Annotated in this window: 18 protein-coding genes; 10 read left to right on the top strand and 8 right to left on the bottom strand. The window is 72.6% G+C overall.

Going from position 1 to position 16,560, the window contains the following annotated elements:
- Positions 1–109: 109 nt before the first annotated feature.
- Entirely contained in the window at positions 110–1,246 is a 1,137-nt protein-coding gene (locus AB0M29_RS24225; protein ID WP_365385874.1) for a beta-eliminating lyase-related protein, read from the top strand.
- A 30-nt stretch (positions 1,247–1,276) separates the two neighbouring features.
- Here AB0M29_RS24225 and AB0M29_RS24220 read toward each other — a convergent pair whose 3' ends face one another.
- The gene (locus AB0M29_RS24220; protein WP_365385872.1) at positions 1,277–2,251 is read right to left on the bottom strand and encodes a zinc-binding dehydrogenase; all 975 of its coding nucleotides are present in this window, start codon (positions 2,249–2,251) and stop codon (positions 1,277–1,279) included.
- Between the two features lie 249 nt (positions 2,252–2,500).
- Between AB0M29_RS24220 and AB0M29_RS24215 the strand changes: the two genes are divergently transcribed.
- Entirely contained in the window at positions 2,501–2,824 is a 324-nt protein-coding gene (locus tag AB0M29_RS24215; RefSeq protein ID WP_365385869.1) for a helix-turn-helix domain-containing protein, read from the top strand.
- Positions 2,825–2,890: 66 nt separating this feature from the next.
- Here the strand turns inward: AB0M29_RS24215 and AB0M29_RS24210 are convergent, their stop codons facing one another.
- The 3 genes from AB0M29_RS24210 to cdgB all read right to left on the bottom strand — a co-directional run bounded on the left by AB0M29_RS24210 (position 2,891) and on the right by cdgB (position 6,685).
- Complete coding sequence (locus AB0M29_RS24210) at positions 2,891–3,571, bottom strand: response regulator transcription factor (RefSeq protein WP_365385867.1); 681 nt, start codon at positions 3,569–3,571, stop codon at positions 2,891–2,893.
- Between the two features lie 85 nt (positions 3,572–3,656).
- Positions 3,657–4,859 (bottom strand): histidine kinase, encoded by a 1,203-nt coding sequence (locus AB0M29_RS24205; protein ID WP_365385865.1) that lies wholly within the window; start codon positions 4,857–4,859, stop codon positions 3,657–3,659.
- Between the two features lie 167 nt (positions 4,860–5,026).
- Positions 5,027–6,685, bottom strand: coding sequence for a diguanylate cyclase CdgB (cdgB, locus tag AB0M29_RS24200; protein ID WP_365385864.1), 1,659 nt, complete (start codon positions 6,683–6,685; stop codon positions 5,027–5,029).
- A 336-nt stretch (positions 6,686–7,021) separates the two neighbouring features.
- On the opposite strand from cdgB, the gene AB0M29_RS24195 reads away from it, so the two are divergent.
- Entirely contained in the window at positions 7,022–7,540 is a 519-nt protein-coding gene (locus AB0M29_RS24195) for a flavin reductase family protein (protein WP_365385863.1), read from the top strand.
- A gap of 64 nt (positions 7,541–7,604) precedes the next feature.
- Here the strand turns inward: AB0M29_RS24195 and arfB are convergent, their stop codons facing one another.
- Positions 7,605–8,042 carry an alternative ribosome rescue aminoacyl-tRNA hydrolase ArfB gene (gene arfB / locus AB0M29_RS24190; RefSeq protein ID WP_365385861.1) on the bottom strand — a complete coding sequence of 146 codons (438 nt, stop codon included), beginning with the start codon at positions 8,040–8,042 and terminating at the stop codon, positions 7,605–7,607.
- 173 nt (positions 8,043–8,215) lie between these two features.
- On the opposite strand from arfB, the gene AB0M29_RS24185 reads away from it, so the two are divergent.
- The 4 genes from AB0M29_RS24185 (at position 8,216) to AB0M29_RS24170 (ending at position 11,122) form a co-directional block, all read left to right on the top strand.
- Complete coding sequence (locus AB0M29_RS24185; RefSeq protein ID WP_365385859.1) at positions 8,216–8,791, top strand: TerD family protein; 576 nt, start codon at positions 8,216–8,218, stop codon at positions 8,789–8,791.
- 145 nt (positions 8,792–8,936) lie between these two features.
- Entirely contained in the window at positions 8,937–9,425 is a 489-nt protein-coding gene (locus AB0M29_RS24180; protein WP_365385858.1) for a hypothetical protein, read from the top strand.
- 102 nt (positions 9,426–9,527) lie between these two features.
- Positions 9,528–10,529 (top strand): zinc-binding dehydrogenase, encoded by a 1,002-nt coding sequence (locus AB0M29_RS24175; protein WP_365385856.1) that lies wholly within the window; start codon positions 9,528–9,530, stop codon positions 10,527–10,529.
- A 137-nt stretch (positions 10,530–10,666) separates the two neighbouring features.
- Entirely contained in the window at positions 10,667–11,122 is a 456-nt protein-coding gene (locus AB0M29_RS24170; RefSeq protein WP_365385854.1) for a tellurite resistance TerB family protein, read from the top strand.
- Positions 11,123–11,222: 100 nt separating this feature from the next.
- Here AB0M29_RS24170 and AB0M29_RS24165 read toward each other — a convergent pair whose 3' ends face one another.
- Positions 11,223–12,353 carry a serpin family protein gene (locus tag AB0M29_RS24165; RefSeq protein WP_365385852.1) on the bottom strand — a complete coding sequence of 377 codons (1,131 nt, stop codon included), beginning with the start codon at positions 12,351–12,353 and terminating at the stop codon, positions 11,223–11,225.
- Positions 12,354–12,662: 309 nt separating this feature from the next.
- Here AB0M29_RS24165 and AB0M29_RS24160 point away from each other — a divergent pair, with 309 nt between their 5' ends.
- The 3 genes from AB0M29_RS24160 (at position 12,663) to AB0M29_RS24150 (ending at position 14,304) form a co-directional block, all read left to right on the top strand.
- Positions 12,663–13,448: an oxidoreductase gene (locus AB0M29_RS24160; protein ID WP_365385851.1), complete on the top strand. Its 786-nt coding sequence runs from the start codon at positions 12,663–12,665 to the stop codon at positions 13,446–13,448.
- A 65-nt stretch (positions 13,449–13,513) separates the two neighbouring features.
- A complete protein-coding gene (locus AB0M29_RS24155) occupies positions 13,514–13,978 on the top strand; it encodes a hypothetical protein (RefSeq protein ID WP_365385849.1) in 465 nt (154 codons plus the stop codon).
- Positions 13,975–14,304, top strand: a complete 330-nt coding sequence (locus AB0M29_RS24150) for a transcriptional regulator (RefSeq protein WP_365385846.1) — start codon at positions 13,975–13,977, stop codon at positions 14,302–14,304. The genes AB0M29_RS24155 and AB0M29_RS24150 overlap by 4 nt, the downstream gene beginning before the upstream one ends.
- A 30-nt stretch (positions 14,305–14,334) precedes the next feature.
- Here the strand turns inward: AB0M29_RS24150 and AB0M29_RS24145 are convergent, their stop codons facing one another.
- Both AB0M29_RS24145 and AB0M29_RS24140 read right to left on the bottom strand, forming a co-directional pair.
- The gene (locus AB0M29_RS24145) at positions 14,335–14,832 is read right to left on the bottom strand and encodes a hypothetical protein (protein ID WP_365385845.1); all 498 of its coding nucleotides are present in this window, start codon (positions 14,830–14,832) and stop codon (positions 14,335–14,337) included.
- 112 nt (positions 14,833–14,944) lie between these two features.
- On the bottom strand, positions 14,945–16,471 hold the full coding sequence (locus AB0M29_RS24140) for a hypothetical protein (protein WP_365385843.1): 1,527 nt from the start codon (positions 16,469–16,471) through the stop codon (positions 14,945–14,947).
- Positions 16,472–16,560: the final 89 nt, after the last annotated feature.

Raw genomic sequence — 16,560 nt, 5'->3', positions numbered from 1 at the left:
GGCCGGACAGCGGTTTTCCCGGCCCACCGGTACGGGCGGCGGGGGTCCCGCGTGCGCGGCGGGGGTAATTGGGTGGGCGTCGGCGGCGGCGGGAAGGGAGGATCGGCGCATGAGCGATGTGGCGGAGGCCCGGGAGCGGCGGGCGGCGGCGGTGGCCGGGTGTGAGCGGGTGCTCATGTACGGGGAGCGGCACTCGCTGCGGGAGCGGCTGGCGCGGCTGGCCGAGGAGGCGGAGGAATCGTACGACCTGGACGGGCCACCGGACATGTACGGCAACGGCGTCGTCGCCGAGGTCGAGCGGCGGGTGGCGGAGCTGCTCGGCACGCCGGACGCCGCCTTCTTCCCGACCGGGACGATGGCCCAGCAGGTCGCCCTGCGCGCCTGGGCCGGGCGTACCGGCAACTCCACGGTCGCCCTGCACCCGCTCGCCCACCCCGAGATGCACGAGCGCGGCGCCTTCCGCGCGGTCAGCGGGCTGCGCCCGGTGCACCCGACGACCGAGCGCCGGCTGCCCACCGCCGAGGAGGTGCGGGACTTCGAGGAGCCGTTCGGCGCGCTGATGCTCGAACTGCCGCTGCGCGACGCCGGTTTCGTGCTGCCGTCGTGGGACGAGCTGACCGATACCGTCGCGGCCGCCCGCGAGCGGGACGCGGTCGTCCACTTCGACGGCGCCCGGCTCTGGGAGTGCACACCGCACTTCGGCCGCCCGCTGCCGGAGATCGCCGCCCTCGCGGACAGCGTGTACGTGAGCTTCTACAAGTCGCTGGGCGGTATCTCCGGCGCCGCGCTGGCCGCCGCCGACGACGTCGTGGCGGAGGCGAAGGCATGGCGGCACCGCTACGGCGGCATGCTCTTCCAGCAGTTCCCCGCCGCGCTCGCCGCGCTCTCGGGGCTGCGCACCGAACTGCCGCGGCTGCCCTCGTACGTGGAACACGCCAAGGTGGTCGCGCGGGCGCTGCGCGACGGCCTGGCGGAGGCGGGTGCGGTGTGGCCGCACCTGTTCCCGGCCGAGCCGCACACCCACCAGTTCCAGCTCTGGCTGCCGTATCCGGCGGACGTGCTGAACGAGGCGGCGACGCTCCAGGCCGAGCAGACGCCGGCCGCGCTCTTCGGCCGCGGCACCTTCCATGAACCGGCCGTGCCGGGCCTGTCGATGCTGGAGGTGACGGTGTCCGCCGCCGCCCTGGAGTGGACGGCGGCGGACGTGAAGGACGCGGCGGCGGAGTTCGTGGCCCGGCTGCCGTAGGGCGTGCCCCGCGGTGCCGGACGGGCGGCCTCAGCCGACCTGGAGCAGCAGCTTGCCGGTGCTGGTGCGGGACTCGACCAGGCGGTGCGCCTCGTCGGCCCGCTCCAGCGGGAACTCGGCGCTGACCGGCAGCTCCACGCCGCCGTCGGTGACGGTACGGAACGCCAGGTCGGCGATCTGGCGCAACCGCGCCGGGTCGGCGGCGGCCATGGCGAGGATGGAGAACCCGGCGACCGACACGGACAGCGGGTACGTCTCGCCGGGGCCGATCTGCCAGGGCTCCTCGGAGCCGGCGTTGCCGAAGGAGACCAGCCGCCCGAAGCGGCCGAGCGTGCCGAGGGTGCGGCGGAAGGTCTCACCGCCGACCGGGTCGAGCGCGATGTCCACGCCCCGCCCGCCGGTGGCCGCGCGGACGTCGGTGTCGAACGACTCGGTCAGGAAGACCTGGTCGTAGCCGGACTTGAGGGCGTGCTCGGCCTTGTCGAAGCTGGAGACGACCCCGTAGACGGCCGCGGCGCCGCCGAGCCGGGCCAACTGCCCGGCAACCGTGCCGACGCCGCCCGCGGCGCCCTGGACGAGCACGGTGTCGCCGTCGCGCAGCCGCGCCACGTCGTGCAGCAGCGCGTACGCGGTGGGCAGCACGCTGGGCAGGGTGGCGCCGGTGCGCAGGTCGAGGCCGTCGGGGACGGGGAAGACGGTCGCCGCGGGGGCGACGGTCACCTCGGCGTAGCCGCCGCCGTTGAGGAAGGCGGCCACCTCCTGGCCGGGGGTGAGGCCGGTGACACCGTCACCGACGGCGCGGATCCGGCCGGAGACCTCCAGGCCGGGCAGGAAGGGCAGGCTCTCCACCCGGTAGCCCTCCGCGCGGGCCTTGATGTCGGCGAAGTTCACGCCCGCGTAGGCGACTTCTATGGACACCTCGCCCGGGCCTGGTTGCGGCTCCGGCCGGTCGACGACCTTGAGGACCTCGGGACCGCCGAACTCTTCGAAGATGATGGCGCGCATGTCGTACCCCCGTTGCTGGTTCCGCGTCGATGCGCGTGGATCGGAGTGTTTGATCAGAAGCGAACACTCAGGAGTGTATGGTTTTCATCGAACAGTCTGCAAGTCGGTTCGGTGTCAGGTCCGCTGCTTCGTCCGTTCTTCGTGCGTACGTCGTGAGCACGCCGTCCGTACGTCGCCCGGGCGCATCGTTTCGGCGGTGCAAACCGGTGATCCGTGCCGGTGATTCCCCCCACGAGCCAGGAGGTCCCGATGACCGTGCAGCGCGCCCACCGGGCCGCCCCCGAGCACGTCCACCCGGACGACGTCCCGCTGCTGACCGCGCTCGGCGCCCTCGCCGATCCCGTACGCCTCCAGCTGGTCCGCGAACTGGCCGGGTCGCAGGACTGGGAGCGCAGCTGCGGCTCCTTCGACGTGCCCGTCGGCAAGGCCGCGCTCAGCCACCACTTCGCCGCCCTGCGGGCCGCCGGGCTGGTGGAGCAGCGCGACATCGGGCCCAAGCGCTTCAACCGGCTGCGCCGCGCCGAATTCGACGCCCGCTTCCCCGGCCTGCTCGCCCTGGTCCTGCGGCCGTAGGCCCGCGGTGGCCCGTGGAGCCCGGCGGCGGGTGCGGGGGCGGGTGCGGGTGCGAGTGCGGGGCGGTCAGCCGCCGCCCGCCCGCACCAGACCGGTCTCGTAGGCCAGCACCACCGCCTGCACCCGGTCGCGCAGGTCCAGCTTGGTGAGGATGCGGCCGACGTGCGTCTTGACGGTCGCCTCGGAGAGCACCAGCTTGCGGGCGATCTCGCCGTTCGACATGCCCTGGGCGACCAGCAGCAGCACCTCGCGCTCGCGCTCGGTGAGCCGGTCGACCTGCTTGTGCTCGTCGGCGCCGGAACTGGGCAGCATCGGGGTGAAGCGGTCCAGCAGCCGCCTGGTGGTGCTGGGCGCCACCACCGCGTCGCCGCTGTGCACGGCGCGGATGGCGCCGAGCAGCTCGTCCGGCGGCACGTCCTTGAGCATGAAGCCGCTGGCGCCCGCCTTGAGCGCGGTGAAGGCGTACTCGTCGAGGTCGAAGGTGGTGAGGATCAGCACCCGGGGCCCGCCGTCGTCAGGGGTGCGGTCGCCGCCGCAGATCCGCCGGGTGGCCTCCACCCCGTCCATCCGCGGCATCCGGACGTCCATCAGCACCACGTCGACCCTGGTGTGCCGCAGCACCTCCAGCGCCTCCACGCCGTCGCCCGCCTCGGCCACGACCTCCATGTCCGGCTGGGCGGCGAGCACCATCCGGAACCCGGTGCGCAGCAGCACCTGGTCGTCGACGAGCATGACGCGGATCGCCATGTTTCCTGCCCTTCTGTTGTGCGCCGCCGGGCGACGCCCCCCCTGCCGAACCCTGCCGAACTCCGCCGGACCCCGCGCTCGGCTCCTACCGCCCGGTCCGCAGCGGCAGCACCGCGCTGATCCGGAAGCCGCCGCCGGGCCGGGGCCCGGCGGCCAGTGTGCCACCGACCATGCCTATCCGTTCCCGCATCCCGATCAGGCCCTGGCCGAGGCCGTCCTGACCGCCCTGCTCGTACAGCTCGTGCCGGGCGCCCCGGCCGTCGTCCTCGATCAGCAGGTCCAGCGCGGAGTCGCCGAAGTCGAGCAGGACGCTGGCGCTGGCCCCGTCGCCGCCGTGCTTGCGCACATTGGTCAGCGCCTCCTGCACGATGCGGTACGCGGTCAGCTCCACGCCGCTGGACAGCGGCCGGGCCTCCCCCGCCACCTCGAACCGTACGGGCAGGCCCGCGCCGCGCACCTGGTCGATGAGATCGGCGAGCTGGTCGACGCCGGGCTGCGGTACGTACTCGCCGCCCGCGTCGTCACCGGCCCGCAGCAGGCCGAGCAGCCGCCGCATCTCGGCCAGGGCCTGCCTGCCGGTGCTGGAGATGGTCTCCAGCGCCTGCTTGGCCTGGTCGGGCGCGGCGTCCAGCACATAGGCGGCGCCGTCGGCCTGGACGACCATCACCGACACATTGTGCGCGACCACGTCGTGCAGCTCGCGGGCGATCCTGGCCCGCTCGGCGGCGACCGCGGCCTTGGACTGGGCCTCGCGCTCTCGGTGCAGCCGGGCGGCCCGCTCCTCCAGCTCCGCGTAGTACGCCCGCCGGGTGCGCAGCCGGTCGCCGACCACCCAGGACAGCGCGAAGATCACGGCCAGGAAGAAGGTCTGGAGCAGCGTCGTCCAGATGGTCGACGACTCGTCGTGCGGTGGCCAGCGCATCATCGACAGCGGCGCCGCGGCGAGCCCGGCGACCAGCGCCAGCCGGGACGACCAGCGCTCCCCGTTGGACGCGCAGGTGTAGACGATCACCAGCAGCGCGGCGTCGCCCGGATTGGTCTCCACGTTGAACGCGAGCTGCGCCAGGCCGACGCCGATGGCCAGCAGCAGCATCTTCTCCGGCGCCCGGCGGCGGACCGTGACGACCACCGCGAGGGCGATGGACAGCGGGATCGCGGCGAGCCGGGCGTGGAGGGACATGTTGGGGGCCAGCGCGACCCACGCCGCGCACACCACGAGGAGGACGGCGGCCCAGAAGCCGTCCACCCACGTCGGGTGTCTGCGGAGAAAGTCGTAGATGCGCTGCACATAACCCAGCGTAGGCAACAGAACCCGTGCCGGGGTCAGCCCGAGGAGCGATCTCTGGTACTCCGCAAGGTGGACGTCGCAGCTCCGCCCTCGGGGGAAGACCGGGGATCGGCGGGGAACCCGCAGGCGGGCGCCGGGCGGCTGCCCGGCGACGGCCCCGGTGTGATCTAGCCCGCGCGGCGGTGGCCGCTGCGGGAGCGGGACCGCTTCTCGACGTACATCCGCTGGTCGGCGGAGTGCAGTACCTCTTCCGCGGTCATCCCGCAGCCCGCCCAGCCGATGCCGAAGCTGGCGCCGACGCGGACGGCGCGGCCGTCGACGCGGATCGGCGGGATGATCGCGTTGCGCAGCCGGACCGAGAGATCGGCGGCGTCGGCCGGGGCCAGCCCGTCGGCCAGGACCACGAACTCGTCGCCGCCCAGCCTGGCAACGGTGTCACCGTCGCGCACCGCACCGGTCAGCCGCCGCGCCACCTCGATGAGGACGGCGTCACCGGTGTGGTGGCCGAACCGGTCGTTGATCGACTTGAAGCCGTCGAGGTCGCAGAAGAGCACCGCCAGGCCCTTGCCCGCGGTCTCCGGGTCGTTCTCGTCCGGGGCGGTGACATGGCTGTGCGAGTCGTAGCCGATCGCGTCCAGCGGCGAGGCCAGCTCCTCGGGTCCGTACCCGTAGCTGAAGGCGAACTCGTCGGGTCCCTCGGCCTCCGCGGCGAGCGCGGCGTCGCGGGCGTCCCGGTCCTGCGGGCGCGCGCACAACCGGGCGGAGAGCCGGGCGCGCAGCTCGGCGCTGTTGGGCAGGCCGGTGAGCGAGTCGTGGCTGGCGCGGTGGGCGAGCTGCAGCTCGCGGCCCTTGCGCTCCTCGATGTCCTCGACGTGGGTGAGCAGGAAGCGCGGCCCGTCGGCGGTGTCCGCGACCACGGAGTTGCGCAGCGAGGCCCACACATAGGTGCCGTCCCTGCGGGCGAGCCGCAGCTCGGCCCGGCCGCCCTCGGCGGAGGTGCGCAGCAGCAACCCGACGTCCTCGGGGTGCACCAGGTCGGAGAAGGAGTAGCGGCGCATCGTGGACGCCGACCTGCCCAGCAGGCGGCAGAGCGCGTCGTTCGCGCGCAGCAGCTTGCCGTGCTGGTCGCCGCCCATCTCGGCGATGGCCATGCCGCTGGGCGCGTACTCGAACGCCTGCCGGAAGCTCTCCTCGCTGGCCCGCAGCGCCTGCTGGTCGCGCTCCAGCCGGACCAGGGCGCGCTGCATGTTGGCGCGCAGCCGGGCGTTGCTGATCGCGATTCCGGCCTGGAAGGCGTACATCTGCAGCGCCTCGCAGCCCCATGGGCCGGGGTGCCTGCCGCTGGCGGGCCGGTCGACCGATATGACGCCGATCAGCTCGCTGCCGACGCTCTGCGAGGAGTACATGGGCGCGTAGAGCCGGTCCCCGGGGTGCCATTCGTCGGCGAAGCGGGGCAGCGGGCCCTCGGTGTGCCACTGCGGCACGTCGTCGTCGATGAGCACCCAGCCCTCGGTGTGCGGGATGAAGCGCAGGGTCCCCCAGCGCTCGCCCATGGTGAGCCGGCGCTCCCAGGCGGTACGGGAGCCGATCCGGCCGGCCAGCAGTGCCTCGCCCGCCGCGCTGCCCGCGAACGCGGCCACGATGAGATCGCCGTCCGGACGCACCAGGTTGACGGCGGCAAGCTCGTAGCCCAGCCCTCTGACCACCCCGTCGGCAACTGCCTGCAGGGTGTCCGCGAGACTCCGCGCTGTGTTCAGGTCCGCCACGACCTGATGAAGCTGACGCAGGGTCGCGAGACGGACATACGGCTCCGACTCGGTGTCCATGCCTCTCTCCGAGCCCTCGACAGCAACTCCTGTGAATTCCGGGTCGTCGATCTCTGGTCGTCGATCTCTGGTCGGTCGTCGAACCACTAGCTCAACTGGTTACATCGGCAACTGAATCACAGCGAGCTGTGCTGTCGGTACAGAGGGTCAACAATTCCTGCTCTCTGTGACTCAAGTCACATCATCTGGTAAGCGGTTGAACACAGAACGTAGACCTCCGGACCTAGGACCACAAGGGGAATGACTCGGTCCGCGGTCCGATGCGGTGGATTCCTACCGACCCGTAACGTGGGGAGCGTGCTTCAGACTTCGCCCGGACGGCATCCTGGGACCACCATGGCCCAGCCAGAGACCGCAGACACCGACGACTTCCGCGAGGCGATGAAACGACTCGCCTCCGGAGTCGTGCTCATCACCGCCCACGACGCCGAGGACGAACCGCGCGGGGAGGACGTGGGCATGACCGCGACCGCCTTCCTGTCCGTCTCGCTCGAGCCTCCCCTGGTGCTGGTGAGCGTGCGCAACGGCTCGCGGATGGACGAGTTGCTGGAGCGCCAGCCGCGCTGGGCGGCGTCCGTGCTCAGCGAGAGCCAGCGGCACATCGCCGGGCGGTTCGCGCTGCGCGGCCGGATCAGCGACCGGCTGCTCTTCGAGGACATCTCGTACTACCGCGGCCCGCTCTCCGGCGCGCCGGTCCTCGGCGGCGCGCTGGCGATACTCGAGTGCGAAACCGAGCAGCGGGTGGTCGCGGGCGACCACACCCTGGTGATCGGCCGGGTGCTCAGCGCGGTCACCCCGAGCGCGGACGGCGGCCCGCTGACGTACTTCCGCGGCCGCTACCGCTACCTGGACTGACGGCGCGACGGCGGACGGGACACCGCCCGGTCCGCGCCGGGGACCTGCCGGGAATCCGCCGGGATCAGTCCCAGCTCCCGTTGGCACGGCCCCGCTTGGTCTCGCTGCGCTGCTTCTTCACGCGCAGCCGCCGTTCGTTGATCCCCCGGGGGATCTTCGTCGCGCGCCGCTGCTTGGGCGGCGGCGCGGTCGCCTGGGCGAGCAGCGCGGTCAGCCGGACCGCCGCCGCCTCCCGGTTGCGCCACTGCGAGCGGTGCTCGGACGCCTTGACCGTCAGCACACCGCCGGTCAGCCGCCCCGCGAGCCGCTCCAGCGCCCGCTGCTTCCACACCGGCGGCAGCGCCTGCGTACGCGCCAGGTCGAAGCGCAACTCCACCTGCGAGTCGCTGGTGTTCACATGCTGGCCGCCCGGACCCGACGAACGCGAGAAACGCCACATCAGCTCGGCCTCCGGGACGGAGACCGAACCGCGGATGACGAGTGGCCCGGACATGTGTCCCATGATCCCGCCTCCCCGCCCCGTACGTCACAGGGTTTTCGCGACCGGTTCCGCTACGCGCCACGGAGGAGGGAAAGTCGGCGGATTACGGAACCGTACGATCCTCTGACCGCGTTCTGACGGATGACGGTAGTTTCGTCGGCAACACCTACGACCGATCACAAAGGGGACTCCCCATGGCTGTAAGCCTGTCCAAGGGCGGCAACGTCTCGCTCACCAAAGAGGCGCCCGGTCTGACGGCCGTGACTGTCGGCCTCGGCTGGGACGTGCGGACGACCACCGGCACCGACTTCGACCTGGACGCGAGCGCCATCGCGGTCAACACCACGGGCAAGGTCTACTCCGACGGCCACTTCGTCTTCTTCAACAACAAGCAGACGCCGGACCAGACCATCGTGCACACCGGTGACAACCGCACCGGCGAGGGCGAGGGCGACGACGAGGCCATCAACGTCAACCTCGCGGGCCTGCCCGCCGACATCGACAAGATCGTCTTCCCGGTCTCGATCTACGACGCCGAGGCGCGCAGCCAGAACTTCGGCCAGGTGCGCAACGCCTACATCCGCATCATCAACCAGGCCGGCGGCGCCGAGATCGCCCGCTACGACCTGAGCGAGGACGCGGCCACCGAGACCGCCATGGTCTTCGGCGAGCTGTACCGCAACGGGGCCGAGTGGAAGTTCCGCGCCGTGGGCCAGGGTTACGCCTCCGGCCTGGTCGGCATCGCCACCGACTTCGGCGTCAACCTCTGACGACACCCTCCCGAGGTTCCCGGCGGGGAACCTCCGAGGACTCCGCGCCCTGCACGGCGGCGCGCCCGCGGGCGGCCCCCTACCCGGACTCACCTCCGCGGTACGGGGCCGCCCGCCGTCGTACGCCCATGACACCATCAGCCGGGTGATCGACCTCGGCTACGCCCTCTCGCGCCGCTTCCCCGACCCGCCGCAGACCGACTACCGGCGCGCCGACGTGCGGGCGCTGCGCCACGACCTGTTCTGCGGGGACGTGTACGTGGCCGAGGGCGAGCGGGAGTTGTCCACAGGCTGGGGATGGGTGCCCGTGCTGGACTTCGCCTGGGCGCTGTGCGACATCGTGGAGGAGCTGGACCGTGATCCCCGGGGCGGCCGGGCGGCCAGGCCGCAGTACGCGGAGTTCGACTTCACCGAGTCCACCGACCGACTGCGGTTCGTACGGCGCTTCGGGCATGTGGACGTGACCGCCGACTGGGAGCCCGACGAGCCGCCGCTGGTGCTGCACCACGCGGAACTGCGCCGGGAGGCCAGGGACTTCCTGCACGACCTGGTCGCCGACCTGACCGACATGCACGACGGCCTGGACGGCAACCCGGCGGTGTGGGCCCTGCTGGCCCGCTTCCCGCGGGTGTGACGCACCCGCGTCCCCGGGCGCGGAACGGGCTTGACCTCAAGTCCACTTGAGGTTGTTGAGTGGGCAGCGCACCGCCACCGCGCGACCCACGGGAGACCCGCCATGCACGCCGTACGCCTGCACGCCTTCGGACCACCGGAGAACCTCCGCTACGAGGAGGTCGCCGACCCCGTGCCCGGCCCCGGGCAGCTCAGGATCGCGGTCGCCGCCGCCGGAGTGCACCTGATCGACACCACCCTGCGGGCGGGGAAGTACGGCGACGGCCCGATGCCCGCGCCGCGGCTCCCGACCGTTCCGGGCCGCGAGGTGGCGGGCGTGGTCGACGCGCTGGGCGAGGGCGCCGACCCGGACTGGCTCGGCCGCCGCGTCGTCGCGCACCTGGGGATGGTGCCCGGCGGCTACGCCGAACTCGCCGTCACCGACGCCGCCCGCGTCCACCGGCTCCCCGACGGCCTGGGCTTCCCCGAGGCCGTCGCCATGATCGGCACCGGGCGGACCACGGTCGGCCTCCTGCGGCTCGCGGGCCTGACCGCCGACGACACCGTCCTGGTGCTGGCGGCGGCGGGCGGCATCGGCACTCTCTTGGTCCAGCACACCCGGCGGCTCGGCGCCACCGTCGTCGGCGCCGCGGGCGGCCCCGCGAAGACCGCCAGGGTCCGCTCGCTGGGCGCCGACCTGGCCGTCGACTACGCCCGGGAGAGCTGGACGGGAGACGTCCGCGACTTCCTGTCCGCGCGCGGGCTGGGGGGCGTCACGGTGGTGCTCGACGCGGTCGGCGGGGCGCTCGGCCACGCGGCGACGGGCCTGCTCTCCCCCGGCGGGCGCCACCTCGTTTACGGCTGGGCGGCGGGCGGCCCGGTGGAGTTCGCGGACGGCGAACTCGCCGCCCGCGGCATCACCTCGCACGTCCTGGTCGGCCCGGCGCTGCTCAAGCTCACCGGCACGCCCGAGGGCATGCGCGGCCTGGAGACCGAGGCGCTGGCCGCGGCCGCCGACGGCCGTCTCGTACCGGCCGTCGAGACCTTCCCGCTGGCCGACGCGGCGGCCGCCCACCGGGCGCTGGAGTCCCGGGCCACCATGGGAAAGGTCGTCCTGCTGGCGTAGGGCTGGGGTCCTCGGAGGCGCCGCCACGGGCCCGTGGTTGTATTCGCCTCGTCCGGCTTGGGAACTCCTTTACGCTCCCCGAGAGTTCTCAGACCGGAAACGCCGCACACCCCGCACCATGCCGAGGAGATCCGCTCATGGCCCTTTGGGACCGCTTCAAAGAGTCCGCACAGACGATGCAGACCCAGCTCAACGCGAAGAAGAACGACCTGAAGAGCGGTGCCTTCCGCGACGCCAGCATGGCCATGTGCGCCCTCGTCGCCGCGGCCGACGGCTCCATCGACCCCGCCGAGCGGCAGCGCGTGGCCACCTTGATCGGCACCAACGACGTGCTGCAGAACTTCCCCGCGCTCGACCTCCAGCGCCGCTTCGACGAATACCTGACCAAGCTCACCTCGGACTTCGACTTCGGCAAGGTGGCGATCCTGCAGGAGATCGCCAAGGTCCAGAAGAAGCCGACCGAGGCGCGTGCCGTCATCCAGATCGGCATCGTCATCGGCGGCGCCGACGGCATCTTCGACAAGACCGAGCAGGCCGTCGTCCGCGAGGCGTGCTTCGCGGTGGGCCTCAACCCCCAGGAGTTCGACCTCTGACGCCGTGACGGCCACCCAGCCGGCGAACCGGCCGGGTGGCCGAAGCAGGCCGCGCCCGGGGCGCGCGGAATTCCCGGAAGACCCGCCCTGGACGCGCTCCTCAGTCCGCCCGTGGGGCGGACGCCTGCCAGGCGGTGAAGAGCGGGATGCCGCTGGGGCCGTCGAAGATCACGATGCCGAACGGGCGGTCGAAGGCGATGTGGCGGATCCGGGGGACGGCGGTCTGCGCGCTGCGGGTGGTGAAGTGCCCCTCTGTGCGGGCCGCCGCCTCGACTCCCAGCTCGTCGACCTTCACCAGGGACTCCTGCACGACGGCGCTGATCCGCAGCGGTTCCGGCGAGAGCCCGGAGAAGTCGGCGTGGGTCGAGCAGACCTGGGCCGCGCCCAGCGGTTCGAGGTGCCGGGCCACGTCCAGCTGCGTACGCAGGGAGAGGCGCGGCAGCGCGATGGTGACGCGGTCCGCCTCGACGGGGCGCCGCCGCCCGGCGGGTGCCCATGCGGCGGGCAGCACCTCGGCGGCCGTCCGCCCGGGCGCGCCGAGCACGAAACTCACCTGCGCCGGAGCGCCCGCCTGCCCCGGCTGCCGTCCCGGCCGCTCCAGGCAGCGCATCGCGACCACCTCCACGGTGTCGCCGGACGGTCCTTCCACCGTCCACGCGTGACCGGGCTGCGGCAGCCGCTTGAACATCGTCGGCACCTGGTGTGCCACGCCGCTCGCGTCGGTGAAGGCCCGGTCCTTGGTGTCCTGGCGCTTGAACGGCGCGGCCCATTTCGCCTTCAGCGCCAGCGCGTTGACCAGGAGCAGCAGCGTGTCGGGAGCCATGGCGCCCGGCAGCCGCCCGACCAGCCCGCCGGTCGCCTCCCGTACCCACGCGTCGACCGCCGACGGGTCGGCGGGGTCGAACTGCCCGAAGCGGATGTCGGGCAGCGACTCGCGGAACGCGCGGTAGACCGGCGTCCGCGACCACATCCCCGTGGCGACGGCCACGGCGTCCGTCTCCGCCAGCGCCCGGGTCGCGTCGGACGCGGCCTGGGCCGCCCGCGCCCCGGCCGCTCCGAGCAGCCCCTCCAGCTCCCGCGCGGTCCCGCCCCGCGCGCCCGCCGCTGCCGCCGACAGCGTCAGCCACACGCCCGTCGGCGAGCAGGCGAAGTCCCCGCCCGCCGCCCGTACGTCCGGATCCCGTTCCACCGCCACGAGCCACCGCTCGGCGAGCGCGCGGACGGCGGGCACGTACGACGCGAGGACGCCTGCCGCGGTGGCGGTCGTCGCGGCGGGCTCCCCCGTACCTGCCGGTCCCGTATCTGACGGCCCCGTACCTGACCGTGCTTCCGGCGGCGTTCCCGCCGCGCTTCCTGACGCTGGCTCCGTCATGCCGACCCCCCCGGCTCCCGGTGGTTCCCCGTACGGGGGAAGGCCCCCGGGGCGACCCTATGCGCCCCGGGCGTCGCTGCGGGACGCGCTCCACGACGGACCGTACGGTGTTGGCGGCGACGCCGCCTCGAAAGCCGCGGTAGCGGCCTGGAGAAGAGAGCAGGACCCATGGACGCGAACAACGAACTCCAGGGCAGGACCGCCGTGGTGACCGGCGCGAGCAAGGGCATCGGCCTGGCCGTCGTACAGGCCCTCGCGGCCGCCGGCGCGAAGGTGGTCGCGGGATCACGCACCACCTCCGACGGCCTCGACGCGCTCGTCGACACGGGGTCCGTCACCTGGGTCGCGGTCGACCTGGGCGTCCCCGAGGACGCCGCCCGTCTCGTCGCGGCGGCGGACGGCCGCGTCGACATCCTGGTCAACAACGTCGGCTCGGCCCCGGCCCGTACCGGCGGCTTCCTGTCGGTGACCGACGCGGACTGGGCGCGCACCGTCGACCTCAACCTCCTCACGGCGGTACGCGTCACCCGCGCCGCCCTGCCGCTGATGCTGGAGGCGGGCCGGGGTTCCGTCGTCACCGTGGCCTCGGTGAACGCCACGCTGCCCGACCCCATGGTGATCGACTACAGCGCGGGCAAGGCGGCGCTCGTCGCCTTCTCCAAGGCCCTCTCCAAGGAGGTCGCCGCCAAGGGCGTCCGGGTCAACACCGTCAGCCCCGGCCCCGTGGAGACCGACCTGTGGCTCGGCGGGGACGGCGTGGCCGCCACGATCTCGGCGAACGCCGGGATCCGTCCCGAGGACGTGGTGAGCCAGGCGTCCGCCGCCATCCCCACCGGGCGCTTCTCCCGCCCCGCGGAAGTCGCCGAGATGGTCCTCTTCCTCGCGGGCGACCGCGCCGCGAACGTCACCGGCAGCGACCTCACCATCGACGGCGGTTTCATCCCCACCTGGTAGGACCTTGACTTTCCTAGTGGGAAAGTGGGACGCTTACTTTCCCACTAGGAAAGTGAGGTGTGGCCATGGACCACATCGCTCCAGAGGAAGCCCGCACCGCCCTCGACGCCGTCGACCGCGCCCGGGGCCAGGTGGCGGAGGAGGTCGGTCTGCCGCGCGGCTACTGGTGGGCCATGGCGGGGGGCTGGGTCCTGCTCGGCGTTCTCAGCAACCTGACACCGGCCTGGCTGGCCGGAATGGCGACCGTCACCTTCGGCGCGGTCCACGGCACGCTCGCCCCGCGCCTCCTGGACGGCCGCCGCCGCACCGACCGGCTGCAGGTCAGCCGGGCGGTCGCGAGCCGCCGTATCCCGCTCGTCGTCATCGGCATGCTGATCGGGCTCATCGGCCTCACGATCGGCGTCGCCCTCGGTCTCGACGCCGACGGCGCCGACCACGCCGGCATCTGGGCGGCGGTCTTCGTCGCGGCGATCGTCGGCTTCGGCGGCCCCGAGATCCTGCGCGTCCTTCGGCGTTGGGCGCACGCATGACCGACCCGCGGTTCGACGAGCTGATCCACCCCAGCACCCGGCTGTCGCTGGTGGCGACCCTCGCGGCGGCCGACTGGGCCGAGTTCGCCTACCTCAAGGACCGGCTGGGCCTCTCCGACTCGGCCCTCTCCAAACAGCTCACCACCCTCGAAGAGGCCGGCTACGTCACCACCGAGCGCCGCCTCACCGGCACCCGCCGCAAAGTCCGCGCCCGCCTCACCCCACCCGGCCGCGCCGCCTTCGACGGCCACATCGCCGCCCTCCAGCAAATCGTGACGAGCGCCACCACCCCGAATCCCGCGGATCCGCAACCTGCGGACGGCTAGCGGCCACGGTGTCCGCGGGAGGGACGGCGTTCAGTCCACGGGGAGGAAGCCGCCGTACTCCCTCAACGGCAGACCGTCGATGATCAGCGTGCCCTCGGCCTGCCGCAGCAACCAGGCCGGGACACCGCCCTCGTACTCCTCCCACTGGGCCCGCTGCCGGAACCAGACGCCGATGCCCCACTTCCCCGTGGACCCGGGCACCAGGAAACAGGCGTCGGCATCCAGCGTGGTCGCCCACTGGACCATGCCGCCCTCGGCGGGGAAGACGGCGTGGGGGATCTTGTGCGGGACGAGCGACTGATGGAGCGGGGCCATGCTCTCGATCGTCTCGATCATCCCGAATCCCGCGGACGATGGATGCAGCACGCGCAGGAACGCCCCCACGACACCGGGGCCGTACGCGGCCACGAACTCCTTGTAGTCCGTGGGCAGAGGCCCGGCCACGGCCTCCAACTCCTCCCAGGCGTCCACCCCGGAGTATCCGCGCGGCGGGCCGAACCCCGCCCGTAGTTCCTCCTCGCTCACCATCCCCGGACGATAGACGGGAAGCGACGGTCAGGCGCCGTACGCGGCGAGGTACGTCGCGACTGGTCGCGCACACCCTGGCCGAGGACAAGAGCGCCCAGTGCCGCCCCAGCGCTCAGGTGCAGACCCTGTCGTAGGTGTGCGGGGCGGCGCGGGTGCCGCTGGTCCAAGTGCCGTTGTTGGTCTGGGAGGTGAGGCGCTGGAAGAGGTTCCAGGCGCCGCTGAGGCCGACGGTGTTCACGCAGGCCGCCTGGTTGACGGCGCGGGTGTAGAAGGGCTTGCCGTTGCGCCAGGCCCGGAAGCCGTGGTCGGGGAACTCGTCGGTCTTGGCGGTGAAGGTGATCCGGCTGCGGGACGGGAAGCTGATCCACAGGTCGGAGTCGATGGCCGGCGCGTGTCCGATCCGGGGGAACCAGTCGACCAGGGGGTTGGAGGTGTGCAGGTCGAGGTGGAGGCCGGTGGTGCCGACGGGGGTGACGGTCGCCGCCTGCGTGGCGCGCGCGGACTCGGTGCACGTCCTGGCCACGCCCCCGACGGGCTCCATCACGAAGTCCCGGTGCGTGACACCGAAGAGCTGGACCGGGTCCTGCGTGAAGGTGACCGCGGAGACGGCCGTACCGTCCCAGGTGAACTCCGCCCACACCCGGCCCCGGTAATTGCCGTCGAAGCCGCGGTGGTTGTCGCCGCGGAAGGTGGAGGACTGCCACAGCGGGCCGGGCACGGGGCCGCACGCGTGCAGGGAGTCGATGCTGTTGATGTGCAGCATGGGTTCCGGTATCGGGTGGACCGGGTCGACGACGCGCGGCTGCGGTATCCAGGCGCGCAGTTCGACGCGGTACCGCTCGGTGACGGTGACCACGAGGTCGTCGTGGGCGGTGAGTTGGCCGTCGGAGGCGGTCAGCCGCAGTACGTACCGGCCCGGCGCCGGAAAGGAAACGGCCGAGCCGGGCGACGCGGGGTTCGCGAAGACCGCGCTCCCGGGCCCGGAGACCGTGGACCATTCGCTGCTCAGCGAGCCGCCGGGGGGCAGCTCGTCCTCGACGGCCGTGCCCTTGAGGGTGGTGGTGTCCTGCCCGGACAGTGCGATGTCCGTCCCCGCGTCGACCACGAGCGCACGGTGGGGGCAGCCCATCCGGTCCGGGTCGTCGATCATCGGAAAGCCGTCCTGGTCCACGCCGGGCACCGTGGGACAGCGATCCATCGCGTCGGGCACCATGTCGCCGTCGCTGTCGGTGCCCACGGCGACCAGCCCGGTCGTCGCGGGGAACCAGGTCCCCCGCGGATCACTGGAGCTGATGGTGACGCCGTACAGCCCGATGCCCGGCATGGTGACCTGGTAGGGCCCCTCCTGCGGGTGTACGTACGCGATCGACGGGTTGTCCGTCTGCGGCAGGTACTGCCACACCTGGAACGAGTGCTCGTCGAACGCCACCTTGGGCCGGCAGACCGGGTCCTGCGTCGTCCAGGAGTACGTGAAGTCGTACCCCGACGCCGAGATCGCCAGGCACTCCCCCGCGTTCCCCTTGATCGCCCGGTACGACCAGGGCACACCTCCGGTGTCGGCCCCCGCCGCCCCCGGCAGCAACGCCGCCGCACACAGCACCACCACCCACACGGCCAGCACCCTCGCCCGCACACCCACCGGCACTTCCCCCCACCCACGTCACGGCGAATCAAGCCCCCCACGGCCCGCACCCGCGGCCCGCCGCGTACATACACAGAGGATGCCGG

The sequence above is a fragment of the Streptomyces sp. NPDC051976 genome (assembly GCF_040680795.1).
In the GTDB taxonomy this organism is placed as follows: Bacteria; Actinomycetota; Actinomycetes; order Streptomycetales; family Streptomycetaceae; genus Actinacidiphila.
This window is presented reverse-complemented; position numbering and strand designations above follow the sequence as displayed.

Coding starts and splice junctions, on each gene's coding strand:
- AB0M29_RS24225 (WP_365385874.1), top strand. CDS start 110: ATGAGCGATGTGGCGGAGGCCCGGGAGCGGCGGGCGGCGGCGGTGGCC.
- AB0M29_RS24220 (WP_365385872.1), bottom strand. CDS start 2,251: ATGCGCGCCATCATCTTCGAAGAGTTCGGCGGTCCCGAGGTCCTCAAG.
- AB0M29_RS24215 (WP_365385869.1), top strand. CDS start 2,501: ATGACCGTGCAGCGCGCCCACCGGGCCGCCCCCGAGCACGTCCACCCG.
- AB0M29_RS24210 (WP_365385867.1), bottom strand. CDS start 3,571: ATGGCGATCCGCGTCATGCTCGTCGACGACCAGGTGCTGCTGCGCACC.
- cdgB (WP_365385864.1), bottom strand. CDS start 6,685: ATGGACACCGAGTCGGAGCCGTATGTCCGTCTCGCGACCCTGCGTCAG.
- AB0M29_RS24195 (WP_365385863.1), top strand. CDS start 7,022: ATGGCCCAGCCAGAGACCGCAGACACCGACGACTTCCGCGAGGCGATG.
- arfB (WP_365385861.1), bottom strand. CDS start 8,042: ATGGGACACATGTCCGGGCCACTCGTCATCCGCGGTTCGGTCTCCGTC.
- AB0M29_RS24185 (WP_365385859.1), top strand. CDS start 8,216: ATGGCTGTAAGCCTGTCCAAGGGCGGCAACGTCTCGCTCACCAAAGAG.
- AB0M29_RS24175 (WP_365385856.1), top strand. CDS start 9,528: ATGCACGCCGTACGCCTGCACGCCTTCGGACCACCGGAGAACCTCCGC.
- AB0M29_RS24170 (WP_365385854.1), top strand. CDS start 10,667: ATGGCCCTTTGGGACCGCTTCAAAGAGTCCGCACAGACGATGCAGACC.
- AB0M29_RS24160 (WP_365385851.1), top strand. CDS start 12,663: ATGGACGCGAACAACGAACTCCAGGGCAGGACCGCCGTGGTGACCGGC.
- AB0M29_RS24155 (WP_365385849.1), top strand. CDS start 13,514: ATGGACCACATCGCTCCAGAGGAAGCCCGCACCGCCCTCGACGCCGTC.
- AB0M29_RS24150 (WP_365385846.1), top strand. CDS start 13,975: ATGACCGACCCGCGGTTCGACGAGCTGATCCACCCCAGCACCCGGCTG.
- AB0M29_RS24145 (WP_365385845.1), bottom strand. CDS start 14,832: ATGGTGAGCGAGGAGGAACTACGGGCGGGGTTCGGCCCGCCGCGCGGA.